General features: G+C 48.3%; 17 protein-coding genes. 14 read left to right on the forward strand and 3 right to left on the reverse strand.

Annotated features, from left to right (window positions below; translation table 11 throughout):
* The coding region (locus F8N00_RS09555; RefSeq protein ID WP_421018115.1) for a hypothetical protein at window positions 1–297 on the reverse strand (297 nt) is incomplete at its 3' end.
* Between F8N00_RS09555 and F8N00_RS09560 the strand changes: the two genes are divergently transcribed.
* From F8N00_RS09560 to F8N00_RS09595, 8 genes are all read left to right on the forward strand, one after another.
* Window positions 288–1,484, forward strand: coding sequence for an ABC transporter substrate-binding protein (locus F8N00_RS09560; RefSeq protein ID WP_055967072.1), 1,197 nt, complete (start codon window positions 288–290; stop codon window positions 1,482–1,484). The genes F8N00_RS09555 and F8N00_RS09560 overlap by 10 nt on opposite strands.
* Window positions 1,471–2,229, forward strand: a complete 759-nt coding sequence (locus F8N00_RS09565; RefSeq protein WP_035398208.1) for an ABC transporter permease — start codon at window positions 1,471–1,473, stop codon at window positions 2,227–2,229. Before F8N00_RS09560 ends, F8N00_RS09565 begins: the two co-directional genes overlap by 14 nt.
* The gene (locus tag F8N00_RS09570; protein ID WP_023467666.1) at window positions 2,226–2,975 is read left to right on the forward strand and encodes a hypothetical protein; all 750 of its coding nucleotides are present in this window, start codon (window positions 2,226–2,228) and stop codon (window positions 2,973–2,975) included. The genes F8N00_RS09565 and F8N00_RS09570 overlap by 4 nt, the downstream gene beginning before the upstream one ends.
* On the forward strand, window positions 2,947–3,834 hold the full coding sequence (locus F8N00_RS09575; RefSeq protein WP_055967078.1) for an ABC transporter ATP-binding protein: 888 nt from the start codon (window positions 2,947–2,949) through the stop codon (window positions 3,832–3,834). The genes F8N00_RS09570 and F8N00_RS09575 overlap by 29 nt, the downstream gene beginning before the upstream one ends.
* Window position 3,835: 1 nt before the next feature.
* On the forward strand, window positions 3,836–4,417 hold the full coding sequence (locus F8N00_RS09580) for a CDP-alcohol phosphatidyltransferase family protein (protein WP_023467668.1): 582 nt from the start codon (window positions 3,836–3,838) through the stop codon (window positions 4,415–4,417).
* A complete protein-coding gene (locus tag F8N00_RS09585) occupies window positions 4,414–4,998 on the forward strand; it encodes an NUDIX hydrolase (protein ID WP_023467669.1) in 585 nt (194 codons plus the stop codon). The genes F8N00_RS09580 and F8N00_RS09585 overlap by 4 nt, the downstream gene beginning before the upstream one ends.
* A gap of 162 nt (window positions 4,999–5,160) precedes the next feature.
* On the forward strand, window positions 5,161–5,697 hold the full coding sequence (locus tag F8N00_RS09590) for a PadR family transcriptional regulator (RefSeq protein ID WP_023467670.1): 537 nt from the start codon (window positions 5,161–5,163) through the stop codon (window positions 5,695–5,697).
* Window positions 5,698–5,777: 80 nt separating this feature from the next.
* Window positions 5,778–6,395 (forward strand): hypothetical protein, encoded by a 618-nt coding sequence (locus tag F8N00_RS09595; protein WP_421018116.1) that lies wholly within the window; start codon window positions 5,778–5,780, stop codon window positions 6,393–6,395.
* Window positions 6,396–6,460: 65 nt separating this feature from the next.
* Here the strand turns inward: F8N00_RS09595 and F8N00_RS09600 are convergent, their stop codons facing one another.
* Window positions 6,461–7,120: a type 1 glutamine amidotransferase domain-containing protein gene (locus tag F8N00_RS09600; protein ID WP_023467672.1), complete on the reverse strand. Its 660-nt coding sequence runs from the start codon at window positions 7,118–7,120 to the stop codon at window positions 6,461–6,463.
* Window positions 7,121–7,187: 67 nt separating this feature from the next.
* Window positions 7,188–8,042, reverse strand: a complete 855-nt coding sequence (locus tag F8N00_RS09605; protein WP_421018117.1) for an aldo/keto reductase — start codon at window positions 8,040–8,042, stop codon at window positions 7,188–7,190.
* Window positions 8,043–8,210: 168 nt separating this feature from the next.
* On the opposite strand from F8N00_RS09605, the gene F8N00_RS09610 reads away from it, so the two are divergent.
* The 6 genes from F8N00_RS09610 to F8N00_RS09635 form a co-directional block, all read left to right on the forward strand.
* Window positions 8,211–8,741 carry an NUDIX domain-containing protein gene (locus F8N00_RS09610; protein ID WP_023467674.1) on the forward strand — a complete coding sequence of 177 codons (531 nt, stop codon included), beginning with the start codon at window positions 8,211–8,213 and terminating at the stop codon, window positions 8,739–8,741.
* A 101-nt stretch (window positions 8,742–8,842) separates the two neighbouring features.
* Window positions 8,843–9,325, forward strand: a complete 483-nt coding sequence (locus tag F8N00_RS09615) for a Fur family transcriptional regulator (RefSeq protein WP_023467675.1) — start codon at window positions 8,843–8,845, stop codon at window positions 9,323–9,325.
* 124 nt (window positions 9,326–9,449) lie between these two features.
* A complete protein-coding gene (gene xerD, locus F8N00_RS09620) occupies window positions 9,450–10,334 on the forward strand; it encodes a site-specific tyrosine recombinase XerD (RefSeq protein ID WP_421018118.1) in 885 nt (294 codons plus the stop codon).
* 118 nt (window positions 10,335–10,452) lie between these two features.
* The gene (gene deoB, locus F8N00_RS09625) at window positions 10,453–11,625 is read left to right on the forward strand and encodes a phosphopentomutase (protein WP_023467677.1); all 1,173 of its coding nucleotides are present in this window, start codon (window positions 10,453–10,455) and stop codon (window positions 11,623–11,625) included.
* Window positions 11,626–11,643: 18 nt separating this feature from the next.
* Window positions 11,644–12,456 carry a purine-nucleoside phosphorylase gene (locus F8N00_RS09630; RefSeq protein WP_029341181.1) on the forward strand — a complete coding sequence of 271 codons (813 nt, stop codon included), beginning with the start codon at window positions 11,644–11,646 and terminating at the stop codon, window positions 12,454–12,456.
* 47 nt (window positions 12,457–12,503) lie between these two features.
* The coding region (locus tag F8N00_RS09635; RefSeq protein WP_421018119.1) for a pyrimidine-nucleoside phosphorylase at window positions 12,504–13,663 on the forward strand (1,160 nt) is incomplete at its 3' end.

Genomic DNA, 13,663 nt, shown 5'->3' on the forward strand with positions numbered 1-13,663 from the left:
GTGGGCTCGGAGATGTGTATAAGAGACAGATCCAGGACCGATCGCGACAGAATTTTTTGTCCGTGCGGATGTCGACCGGAAGTATGAGCAAAATGTCGCTTCTATCGTCCTATCGAAAGAACGACTAGCTTCGACTGTCGTCCGAGCAATAGAGCGGCGTAAACGTGAAGTCAATGCACCATGGTGGATGGAGCTATCGGCAAAAGGGTACGGCGTGATGCCACGGTTGATCGAGTGGTTAGGAAAACCGGGCTTCGATAAAAAGTGATGACGGAGGAGAACGATAAATGAAAACAAAGGTAATCAGCTTTCTTGCCCTAGGTACGCTGCTCGCAGGCTGTGGAACACCGGATGCGACACCGGAACCGAAGAATGTCTTAGGGACTTCTTATCAGACGATCGAAAAAGAAGCGGAAAAGTCAACGGTTCGGATGTATATGTGGGGCGGCGATGACGGCATCAATGCTTACATCGATGAATACGTAGCACCGCGTCTGAAGAAGGAACACAACATCACGTTAGAACGGGTCCCGATCGAGACGGCGGATATCATTCAAAAACTGCGTGCTGAGAAACAGGCAGGTAAGGAAAAAGGTGTCATCGATGTCGTCTGGATCAATGGCGATAATTTTTTAAATGCTAAAAAAGATGATTTACTGTATGGAGAAATCACAAAAGTCCTCCCGAACATGAAATATGTTGATGCTGCCGCACAGAGTTCAGATAGTGGTACGAAAACAGACGGACTTGAAGCCGCATGGGGGAAAGTTCAATATACGTTGCACTATGACGCAGCTGACGTGAAGTCGCCACCGACCGACTTGAAAGCACTGAAGTCATGGGTTAAGGAAAATCCAGGACGTTTCACTTATCCGGAAGTGACGGACTTTACGGGGAATGCCTTCGTCCGCCACGTCATGTATGGTGTCGAATCGAATGAAACCTTAAAAGACCCGAAAGCAGACTTCAAGAAGACATGGACTTATTTGAACGAAATCAAACCGTATCTCTGGAAAAAAGGGAAGACCTATCCAAAGACACTTGCCCAACTCGATCAGTTATACGCGAAGGGAGACGTTGATTTCACGATGGGCTTCAACGAACGACGGGCTGAACAAGAAGTGAAGTCAGGAACGTTTCCGAAACAAACACGTCCGATCGTCTTGAAGGATGGATCAATCGCGTCGACGCATTTCCTTTCCGTACCGTTCAACGCACCGAATCCGAAGGGCGCACTCGTAGCGATCAATACGTTGTTATCACCAGAAGCACAGTTGAAAAAATACGATGCGACGTATTGGGGAGACGGAACGAGTCTTGATTTATCGACACTTGATTCATCAGAACAAAAGCAATTCGCTGATGTACCGGCTGCACCGTCGACACCAAAGCCAAGCGTCTTTGAAGGAAAGGTCCGGACGGAACTCGACCCATCCATTTTCGAGATGATCCGTAAGGAATGGCCGTCTCGTGTGGCGCGGTAACGCGTATCCTGCTGCACTCTTGATGGCAGGGATGGTCTTATACGGGTTATGGGTCAGTATCTCGATGACGACATCTGCTGATTACCGCGAGCTACTGACGGATGAGGTCTTTTTAGAGAGTCTAGCCGTCAGCAGTTACGTGGCCATCATCAGTACGGTGCTCGCGCTGATCATTGGTGTGGTGCTCGCAAGGCTCTTGAGCAGAACACGACTAGCTGCGTTACTTGCGATTCCTTTATTCATCCCTCATCTAGGAGCAGCATACCTCGCGATTCTCTATTTGAGTGATGTGCCTGTCATCGGACCGCATGAAGGGAATTATTTTAGTGTCATCCTGACGTATCTGTATAAAGAAATTCCGTTCGTGTTTTTTTATCTCTTACCGGTGGTCCGGCGCCTTGATTCGCGTTATCAAGAACTCGGTATGATGCTCGGTTTATCACCAGTGCGCCGATTCTGGCATGCGCGGGGCGTTTTCCTACTCGTTCCGATGCTTGAGGCAGCATTTATCTTGCTTGCCTTCATCCTGTTCGCATATGAGATTCCAGCACTGCTCGGCGTGACCTATCCAAAATTACTTGGCGTCTATGCATTCGATTTGTATACACAAGGCGATTTATCGGAGCAACCACTCGCTTTTGCAATGAGTGTCGTCTTGACGGGAGGACTCTTCCTCCTGCTATTGCTTATGACTGGTTTGACACGCCCACTGGCAACGAAGATCAGTAGGGGGCGAAGCGAATGATGAAAAAAATCAGTGTGACCGTATTCGTTGTACTCCTGTTCATCGTTCCTTTAATTGGTTTGATTCCAGGAGAGTGGAATTGGAATCCGCGCCTAGAAGCGACGCTCGGCACGACCGTCGCGATGATTTGTGCCGTCGTATTGTTAAATCATCTCTTCGGATACATGGCAGGAAAAGCGATTGCCTTTCAAACGGGGAAACGGATTCGTATAGCAGAGTTCTTGATTAGTTTGCCGCTGTTCGTTCCCGTGTTATTGCTATCATTCGGTCTCTATTTGACATGGATCCGTCTTGGTTTGGCAGATCGATTTTTTGGTGTACTGCTCGTGTTGCTTCTGCCGACCTTACCCTATACAGTTCGCTTGTACACGAACGGATTTCAGGCGCTCGGAGAACGGATGCTTGAACAGATGGTCTTGATTGAGGGAAACCGGTTCAAGCGTTGGTTCTATTTGACGGGACCGATGCTTCGGTCGACGTTACAATCCGTGACGCTACTCGTCACGGTGATCACGATCAGTCAGTATGCACTAGTTGCGTTGATTGGTGGTGGGATCGTCCGCATGATATCACTCGAAGTATTCCCGGCGTATTCTGGTAATTCGCAAGGGGCGGCGCGTCTAGCGACGCTGTGGTTGATCGGGTTGCCCATTCTCTTTTATGCTGGACAAGCCGTTATTTTTTCTAGTTGGATACGAATCGTACGGAGGCGTTTAAATGGAAGTCACGATACAACAAGTCAATAAACGATTTGGAACGAAGCATGTATTGTCTGATATCGATGTAAATATCGCATCTGGACAATGTGTGGCTTTAGTCGGACCGAGTGGTAGTGGGAAAACGACATTACTCCGTCTGATTGCAGGTCTTGAGCGCGTGACGAGCGGAATGATTCAGTTCGGCGACCGAGATGTCACTGTTCTTTCGCCGAATCAACGTGGTGTGACGATGATGTTTCAACGGTCGCTATTGTTCCCACATTTGAACGTCGAACAAAACATCCGTCTCGGTGCAAAACAATTAACACCGATCGAGCTCGAATCCTGGTTACATCGCGTCGGACTCGAGGGAAGAGGGAAAAGTGCTGTCCATGAACTGTCAGGGGGCGAACAGCAGCGAGCGAGTTTAGCTCGTGCGCTGGCGAGTCAACCGGACTTCTTGTTGCTCGATGAACCGTTCTCGAGTCTAGATGTACCGAGACGACGGGAACTTCGGACATTGATTCGGAAGTTGACCGAGGAACAAGGTGTCACGACGCTCCTTGTCACACACGATCGGGAAGAGGCAATGGCGATGGCAGATGTCGTTTATGTCTTAGAACAGGGGCGAATCGTCGATCATGGTACACCGATTACGCTGAGCCAGACCAGCCCGTTTTTTGGCGAAGGCATTCAGATTGAAGAAACATGGCATCCGCTGACGGCAGTCAACTTGGTCTCAAGACCGACGAAGGAAACGGATGAACGTGTTACGATTACGAAAGAACTCATTCAATACGGCGTTCGCTTCTACGAAGTCGAACGGGCGTCCGGAGAACGGCTCGTGCTTTCTTCAGACGAGACGATTCATGAGAAAGAAGGCTATATCGTTAGAAAGGAGGGGTGACATGTTAGATACGCGTGCGCGTAAAATCGTTCAACCCCTATTTGATCAAGGGGCGACCTTATTTAAGAAAATTGGATTATCGGCGACACAGGTGACGATCATTTCCGGCATCATCGGTGGTGCGACGGGCTTTTTCGTCTATAACGACATGATGGGAACGGCGATTGTCTTGTTGTGGATCTCGGGCATGCTTGATGTCATCGATGGAACGATGGCACGAAAAGAAAAGACGACTCCAATCGGCACGATTCTTGACCTTGTTCTCGACCGGATCGTCGAGCTGTCAGTATTGATTGGACTTGCGCTTCGGTTTCCGGAAACGCAGGTCGTTATTCTGTTGCTCGTCGCATCATTCGTCATTGGGATGACGATGTTCCTTGCAATCGGAGCAGTCAGTGAAAATTACGGCTACAAGTCGTTTCAATATCAACCGGGACTCGTCGAGCGGACGGAAGGGTTCTTATTCCTAACAGCGATGATCCTGTTCCCAAGTGCCATCATTTGGATCGCAATTGTCTTCTTGATTGCTGAACTCTATACGGTCGGGGAGCGGTTCCATCAAGCTTCGAAGGTGTTGCGATGAGTGAACAAGAGATGATCATGACCGTGGATCGAGCGGGCAACCTGCTCGGACCTCGTCCACGATCAGAAGTCCACGCAAACGGCTTGTGGCATGAAACGTTTCATTGTTTCGTCTATGATCCAAAGCGGGACGTCGTGTTGCTCCAGCAACGGTCTGAACAAAAGAAGGACTTTCCAGGAATGCTTGATATCACGGCAGCGGGTCACTTGCTTGCGAATGAGACAGTCGAGGATGGTGTCCGGGAACTCGAGGAAGAGATTGGTTTGACGTGTACGTTTGATCAATTGATACCGCTTGGCATCCAGGAAGAGGAGTTTCGGGATGCGTCACTATGGGACTGTGAGCGATGCCATGTCTTTCTTGCTCGAAGTGATCAAGCGATAGACGCATACGTCCTCCAGGAAACAGAAGTGAAGCGATTGATTGCTTTTTCGATCGAGCAGTTTGAGCGAATTGCTGACATGTCCATCGAGCGTATTCAGGACACGACAGGCGAGTGGTTCGATCGTCGTCAATTCGTTCCGCATCCTTCTTCTTACTGGAGACATGTACGACAGGGAATCGAGCAATTACGTAAATAGAAAGAATGGGAAAGAAATAACGCATGAAGACCTACGATCGAATGTGATTTCGCTCGCAGGTCTTTTTTTAATCGTACATTCGTTCGACGCAAGAGTAGCGAAATTAAGATATATTTGAGATAATTAAGTATATATACAAAAGAAGGAAAGAAGGTGCAGCCAGTGGCATTACGATTTGCACTACTCGGGCTGCTGACCCAAGGGGAAGCGACCGGTTACGATTTAAGCGCGACTTTTAAAAAACAGATGATCCACTTCTGGACCGCACACCATACTCAAATATACCGAGAGTTGTTGAAAATGGAAGAGGCAGAGCTCGTGACGAGTGTTCATATCGTCCAAGAAGACTTGCCGGACAAGAAAGTCTATTCGATTACCGATAAAGGGCGTACGGAGCTCGTTGAATGGTTACGGACACCAAATGAATTCAAACCGAAGATGAAGGATGAGAACTTGATGCGGGTGTCGCTCTTGCATCTGCTCCCACCAGAGGAAGCCGTTGCTTATTTGGAAGAGTCGAAGCGGCACCATCAATTTGCCGTCGAGATGATGCATAGTTGGCGTCACGACCACCTCGAGAACGGTGCAACACTAGGGGAGACCTTGACGAGTGAGTACGGCTTGCGTATGATGTTGAATTACTTGGATTGGTGTGACTGGGCAATCGCGGAAATCAAAAAGAACGAAGCAAACGTCTAACAATATTGGCTCGACTGTCATGTAGATGGCGGATTCGAGCCAGTTTTATTTTGTAATAGGATTTAGTAAGGAGAGAATCGATGTACTTTAATGACTATGAAGACTGGATTGAGGAAGAGGCGGAAGCATTATTTCGCTTACATGAAGAACCGCTGATACGAGAAGCGATCTCGTATTCGCAATTTACGGCGTATGTAGAAGAGGCACTCCTTGAACCATTATTGCTGAAATTACGTTGGCTCGGAGAAGCAGAAGAAGAGGAGATTCTAGAACGAGCGGATTCAATCGTTTGGGAGAATGCCTCAGGTCATTCGGAAGCTTCCCTTCGGCGAGATGTGTTACGACGGGTCGTCAAGCGAGACTTTACTGCGCATATCCTCGTGTACCTCACGCCAATTCTTGAAGCAAGACAAGCTACTTATGAGGCGGAATTGAAGCAACTTCAATTGGCGCATGCTGAACAAATAGATGAGGTCAAACAACACGAGCAACAGATTGAACTCGGACCGCCACCTAAAAAGGTCAAAAAATGGTGGTATCTCAAAGAAAAAGAAGTAGCACGTTCCTATACGGAGGAAGAACGATCTGCATTGCAAGCCCAACAGCAACAACTCGAGGACGAGTTAAAGCGACTCGAACAAAAAACACGTGAGACAGAAGCTGATCTCGAACGATTGGATTCACTTCACCGTCTATAACGTACGACAAAAAATGGAGCATGCGACATGATGTCGCGTGCTCCATTTTGTATAAAGGTATCGTATTAAGCTTGTGTCGCCAGTTTCGCGAGGACTAGTTTTGCGACTGCTTCACTTGACGCTGGGTTTTGTCCTGTGACGACGTTGCCATCGATGACGGCGAATTCCTTACCAGCATCCGATGTGAGGAAAGTAGCGCCTTCGCCACGGAGTGTCGTCTCAAGCAAGAATGGTACTTTATCTTCGAGACCTGTCGATTTTTCTTCTTCGTCTGTGAAGCCGTTGATTTGACGACCTGAAACGAAAGGTTTGCCATCGATCATGACGTGCGCGAAGGCCGCTGGACCGTGACAGACTGATGCGACGACGCCATCTTTTTTGATGACAGCTTCAATGGCACCTGCCACTTGTGGGTTATTCGGGAAGTCGACGACCGCACCGTGACCACCCGGGAAGTAAACAGCATCAAATGATGCTGGATCGACTTCTGAGAGTGCTTTCGTGTCGTGCAACGCACGGCGTGCATCTTGGAATTTCGGCAAGATTTCTTTGACGATCGATGCTTTATCGATCGGGACGTCGCCACCTTTGATCGAAGTGACCGTCACGTCATGTCCTGCATCCTTAAACAGGTTGTATGGTGCTGCGAACTCTTCGAACCATAATCCTGTTTTGTGACCATTCATGTCATCTGCACTTGTTGATACGATTAAAATACGAGCCATAATAAAACTCCTCCTCTGTATGAACGTTACAAAGAAGGAGTTTCCCGGAGATATGAAGAGTTAAACCTCACCGGTGTTCCGTATAGTGATGAACCGGTAGTGTAGCAAGTGCCTGATCGATTTGAGCTTGCGAGATCGACTCTTTCATCGCTTGGACGTTTGCCTGAAGCTGTGACACGCTTGACGCGCCAGGAAGGACGATATCGACCTGTTGATCGATGGCTTGCAATGCAAGCGCCGGAAGCGGGAAATCTTGAAGTTTTTGTAGACTCGCCTCAAGCGTTTCCTTATCGAATTGTTCGAACCGATCAACCGACTGCAGGCGTGAAGCACTCTCATGTGTCAAGAGTCCTTTTGCCAGTGGACCACGGGCAACGACTTGGATGTTTTTCTCTTTTAAGCGTGGCAACAACTCTTCGATGCGGCGATCGAGCAACGAATAAGGCGTCATCAAGTAAGAGAAATTACTGTGCTCGAGCCAATATTCGATGACATTCGGGCGCAGTGACGACAGACCATATTCCTTGATCTTCCCCTCTACTTTTAAATCTTCCATTGCGCGGATCGACGCATCGATGTCATCATCAATCGTGCCGCCGTGGACGTAATACAGATCGAGATAAGGAGTTTCAAGACGATTCAAACTTTCAAGACAAGCTTGCTTTAGATAGTCATAACTCGGATCCCATGTCCAACCGGTTCCGGTCGCGTTCATCCGATTCCCACCTTTTGAGGCGAGGAACAATCGACTGCGATCCTCTTGTGAGAAGGTTTGACCGATGATGGATTCGACCGCTCCATTCGCATAGACGTCCGCTGTATCGAAGTGCGTGATTCCAGCATCAAGTGCCGTCCGCAGGATTGCTGTTGCTTCCTCCTGGCCGCGCTTTAAGATCGTCATCGTACCTAATCCTAATGACATGTTCAATTCCCTCTTTTCTTAGATGAACTATAAGTTTGGAACTTCTGCATTCTAGTGTATCATATCTGATGAAAAAGACGATTTCGAAGTCTTGCGGCAATACGTCGGAAACGGCATACTAATCATGACAGAGAACGTAAACTAAGATAGAAGAGGGGAACACATCCGATGGAAGAAAAAACGATTGAACGTGAAGTGATCTATGAAGGAAAAGTCTTTGACGTCGAAAAACATGTCGTCACGTTACCGAACGGCAATACCTCGGTCCGTGAATTGGTCTATCATAATGGTGCCGTCGCGATCATTGCTTTTGATGAACAAGGTGATTTGATCGTCGTAGAACAGTACCGGAAGGCGTTCGAGAGTCTATCGATCGAGATTCCAGCAGGAAAACTCGAGAAGGGTGAAGATCCACTCGATTGTGCCGGACGCGAATTAAAGGAAGAAACAGGTTACGTCGCGAAAGAGTTACGACATGTCTTTGATTTCTACGGTGCGCCTGGTTTCTGCAGTGAGCGTGTACATATCTATGAAGCGATTGGTCTGACTGCCGGTGATCGTCAACTCGATGAGGATGAGTTTCTTGAGAATAAGACATTGAAGCTCGAAGAAGCACTCGAACTCGTTGCAAACGGAACGATCGTTGACGCGAAAACGATCATGGCGATCCAGCATTGGCAAATTCGTACTTTAAAATGATTCTCATTTAAATGATTTTCAGTTGATAATCATTTTAATTTGAAAAAAGACTGATTATCAGCTATGATAATAGCATCAGTTCGAACAAAGGGGGCGTTATGATGGAAAGTCGTGTAGAACGCATCAAAAAACAGCTAAGCGGTAAAGGATATAAGCTGACTCCCCAACGTGAAGCGACTGTGCGTGTCCTGCTCGAACACGAGTCGGATCACCTCAGTGCCGAAAATGTCTTTCTCCTTGTAAAAGAAAAGAACTCCGACATCGGACTTGCGACGGTTTACCGGACGCTCGAATTATTGACGGAGCTTGAAGTCGTCGATAAAGTCAACTTCGGAGATGGCGTATCCCGGTTTGATTTACGACAAGAAGGTGCGAGTCATTCGCATCACCATCTCGTCTGTATCGAATGCGGATCCGTCGAAGAGATTTTAGACGACATGCTAGAAGAAGTAGAGAAAGAAATCGTGTCCCGATTCCACTTTAAAATCAAGGATCACCGCCTGACATTCCATGGCGTCTGCCGTGTCTGCCAAGAGCGTCATGCTCGGGAAGCGTTGGAACAATCGCAAACACAAACAGTCTGACCGTCCGACGAAATTTCGGATGGTTTTTCTTTTTCAATTTTATAGGTCAGACCTCTTCACAACGGTTTACACCTTTGATATGATGGGAAAGTAAGCGATTTCGTAAACGAAGAGGATGAGTTCAGTGCGTGAACAACTGGAAGCATTTATCAATTATTTAGTGATTGAACGGCAAATGTCCGCGAATACGGCAGCTGCGTATCGAAATGATTTAAATCAATACTTACAGACGCTTGAAACAGCGGAAGTTTCCTCGTTCGAACAGGTTCACCGACATCATATCGTCGACCATATTGAACGATTGCTTGAAGTACGAAAGTCACGATCGACGGTTCGCCGGGCGACGAGCTCGATCCGTTCGTTCCATCAATATTTGGTCGAAGAGAGACTTGCAACACATGATCCGTCTCGTCATCTTGATTTACCGAAACCGGAGAAAAAGTTGCCCGTCGTCTGGAGTCAAACGGACGTCGAACGCTTGCTTGATTCGGTCGTCGGTGTCGATCCGCTTACACGACGAGATGCAGCAATGCTTGAGCTTCTCTATGGAACAGGCATGCGCGTCAGCGAACTGCTCCAACTGAAGTTGAACGATTTGCAACTCGAACTCGGGTATCTGTCGTGTCTTGGGAAAGGGAACAAATCCCGGATCATCCCGATGAGTACGACATCGATTGAGAGCGTCAGGACATATCTTGACCTCGCGCGCAATAGTCTCGGCGGTCAACAGACGGACGATGTCTTCTTGAACAGTCGCGGTGATCGTTTGTCACGGCAAGGGTTTTGGAAGATGATCAAGCGACGGGCAAAGGAAGCGGGTATTGAAAAAGAGATCACACCGCACGTCCTGCGCCATTCGTTCGCGACCCATCTACTTGAAAATGGTGCCGATTTACGCGTCGTACAAGAAATGCTAGGACACGCTGATTTGTCGACGACACAAATGTATACACACGTTAACAAAGCACGACTTCACGACGTGTATAAGAAACATCATCCACGGGCATGATGGTTCTATCTTTTAAAGGTCTGACTTCAGACAAATGATGCGTTTTGTCTAGTCCCTTTCCGGGAAAAATCGTAACGGGAATCGCACAACTACAGCTCGTATATAGGAGGAACAGCAAATGGCTCAATCATTTAAACGTGTATTTTTGATCGTCATGGACTCCGTAGGAATCGGAGAAGCACCGGACGCTGAACAGTTCGGAGATCTTGGTTCGCATACGCTCGGTCACATCGCGCGTGAACGCAACGGACTCAACATGCCGAACATGGCAAAACTCGGTCTCTCGCATATCGAACCGATCGAAGGTGTCTCAGCTGAAGAAGCACCGCTTGCAGCATACGGAAAAATGCAAGAAGTATCTGCAGGGAAAGATACGATGACAGGACACTGGGAAATCATGGGACTCCGGATTGATACACCATTCCGTGTCTTTGAAAAATTCCCGGATGATTTGATTCATCGCTTAGAAGAGTTCTCAGGACGGAAAATCATCGGGAACAAACCGGCTTCTGGCACGGAAATTCTCGACGAACTCGGACAAGAACATGTTGAGACGGGCGCCTTGATCGTCTATACGTCGGCAGACTCTGTTCTTCAAATCGCAGCACACGAAGAAGTCGTGCCATTAGAAGAATTATACCGGATTTGTGAATACGCACGTGATATCACACGGGATGACCCGTACATGCTCGGTCGTATCATCGCACGTCCATTCCTTGGCGAAGCAGGAGCGTGGGTCCGGACAGCGAACCGTCACGACTATGCCCTTAAGCCATTCGACCGGACGGTCATGAACGAACTTGAGACGGCAGGACTCGATGTCATCTCACTCGGTAAGATTGCTGATATTTACGATGGAGAAGGTGTCACGGATGCAATCCGTACGAAGTCGAACATGGACGGCATGGATCAGCTCGTAAAACAACTCGATCGTGATTTCAACGGACTTTGCTTCTTAAACCTTGTCGATTTCGATGCGTTGTTCGGACACCGTCGTGATCCGCAAGGCTACGGACAAGCACTCGAAGAGTTCGACGCGCGTCTTCCGGAAGTGTTTGCTCGCTTAAACGAAGACGATCTCTTGATCATCACGGCTGACCACGGAAACGATCCGGTTCATGCTGGGACTGACCATACACGGGAATACGTACCATTGCTTGCCTACCATAAAAATGGTGTTGCAAAACCGCTCGGTATCCGTGAAACGTTCGCTGATCTTGGAGCGACGGTCGCAGAAAACTTCGCCGTCAAGATGCCGGCACATGGAACAAGCTTTTTAACAGAACTATAATTCGAGGGAGCGATTCAGATGACAGTCAACTGGAATGAAACACGTTCGTTTTTAGAAAGCAAGATGCAGGCAAAACCGGAGATCGGATTGATTCTCGGTTCAGGACTGGGTGTCCTCGCGGATGAGATTGAAAACCCGATCGCGATTCCATATCATGAAATCCCGAACTTCCCAGTATCAACGGTCGAAGGACACGCGGGACAACTCGTCTTCGGTACTCTTGAAGGGAAACAAGTCGTTGCGATGCAAGGGCGATTCCACTTCTACGAAGGATATTCGATGGATATGGTCACGTTCCCAGTCCGTGTCATGAAAGCGATTGGTGTCGAGACATTGATCGTCACGAACGCGGCGGGCGCATGTAATGAAGCGTTCGAACCGGGTGATTTGATGTTGATCACAGATCACATCAACTTCTTCGGTACGAACCCATTGATCGGGAAGAACGTCGATGAGATGGGACCACGTTTCCCGGATATGTCGAAGCCGTATGATGCGGAATTACTTCGTCTTGCACAGGAAACAGCGGACGAGCTCGGAATCCGTGTCCGTCAAGGTGTCTACTTCGGAAACACTGGTCCAACGTATGAGACACCAGCAGAAGTCAAGATGGCACGGATGCTTGGTGGCGACGTCGTCGGTATGTCGACGGTCCCAGAAGTCATCGTTGCCCGTCATTCAGATATGCGAGTCCTTGGGATCTCATGTGTCTCGAACATGGCAGCAGGTATTCTCGACCAACCGTTACACCATGATGAAGTCATCGAAACGACAGAACGTGTCCGGGCACACTTCCTATCACTCGTTCGCGGTTCGATCAAAAAAATGTAACGACTGTTTATAAAACTCACAAAACACTCCTGAGGAGGAACTAGATTATGCGTATGGTAGATTTGATTGCAACAAAACGAGACGGTGGCGAACTCGCAACAGCTGATATTCAAGCAATGGTAGAAGGATTCACGAACGGTGAGATTCCAGATTACCAAATGTCAGCGATGTCGATGGCGATTTTCTATCAAGGAATGTCAGATCGTGAAATCGCTGATTTGACGATGGCGATGGTCAACTCGGGCGACGTGATCGACCTTTCACGTATCCACGGGAAAAAAGTCGATAAACACTCGACAGGCGGTGTTGGTGACAAGATCAGTCTGATCGTCGCACCACTCGTTGCGTCAATCGGTATTCCGGTTGCGAAGATGAGCGGTCGTGGACTCGGTCATACAGGTGGAACCATCGACAAACTCGAAGCGTTCCCTGGTTTTGACGTCGAGCTTTCTGAAGAAGCGTTCGTCTCACAAGTCAACGACATTAAGATGGCAATCATCGGTCAAACGGGTAACCTAACGCCTGCAGACAAAAAACTCTACGCCCTTCGTGACGTCACGGCGACGGTCAACTCGATCCCATTGATCGCAAGTTCGATCATGTCGAAAAAGATCGCAGCAGGAGCAGACAGCATCGTACTCGACGTCAAGACAGGTTCTGGTGCCTTCATGAAATCGTTCGAAGATGCAAAAGCACTCGCGACAGAGATGGTTTCAATCGGTAAGAGTGTCAACCGTAAGACGGTTGCTGTCATTACAGACATGGATCAGCCGCTCGGCTTTGAAATCGGAAACGCAAACGAAGTCAAGGAAGCGATTGAAGTCCTTCAAGGGAAAGATGTCCGTGACTTGAAAGTCATCGCCTTGACGATTGCATCACACATGGCAGTCCTCGGTGATTTCTACCCGACATTCGACGAAGCATATGCGGATCTCGAAACACGTCTCGGTAACGGAGCAGCACTTGACGTCTTCAAGAAGTTCATCGCAGCTCAAGGTGGCGACGCGTCACTCGTTGACGACATGACAAAAGCACTTGAAACGAAATACGAAAAAACATTCGTCGCTTCAAAAGCAGGTTATGTCTCTGAAATCATCGCTGACGAAGTCGGTGTTGCAGCAATGATTCTCGGTGCAGGACGCGCGACGAAAGCAGATGAAATCGATCACGCAGCAAGCGTTACGTTGCACCTGTCTCTTATACACAT

The organism is Exiguobacterium sp. A1_3_1 (genome assembly GCF_048985645.1).
Classification (GTDB): Bacteria; Bacillota; Bacilli; order Exiguobacteriales; family Exiguobacteriaceae; genus Exiguobacterium_A; species Exiguobacterium_A indicum.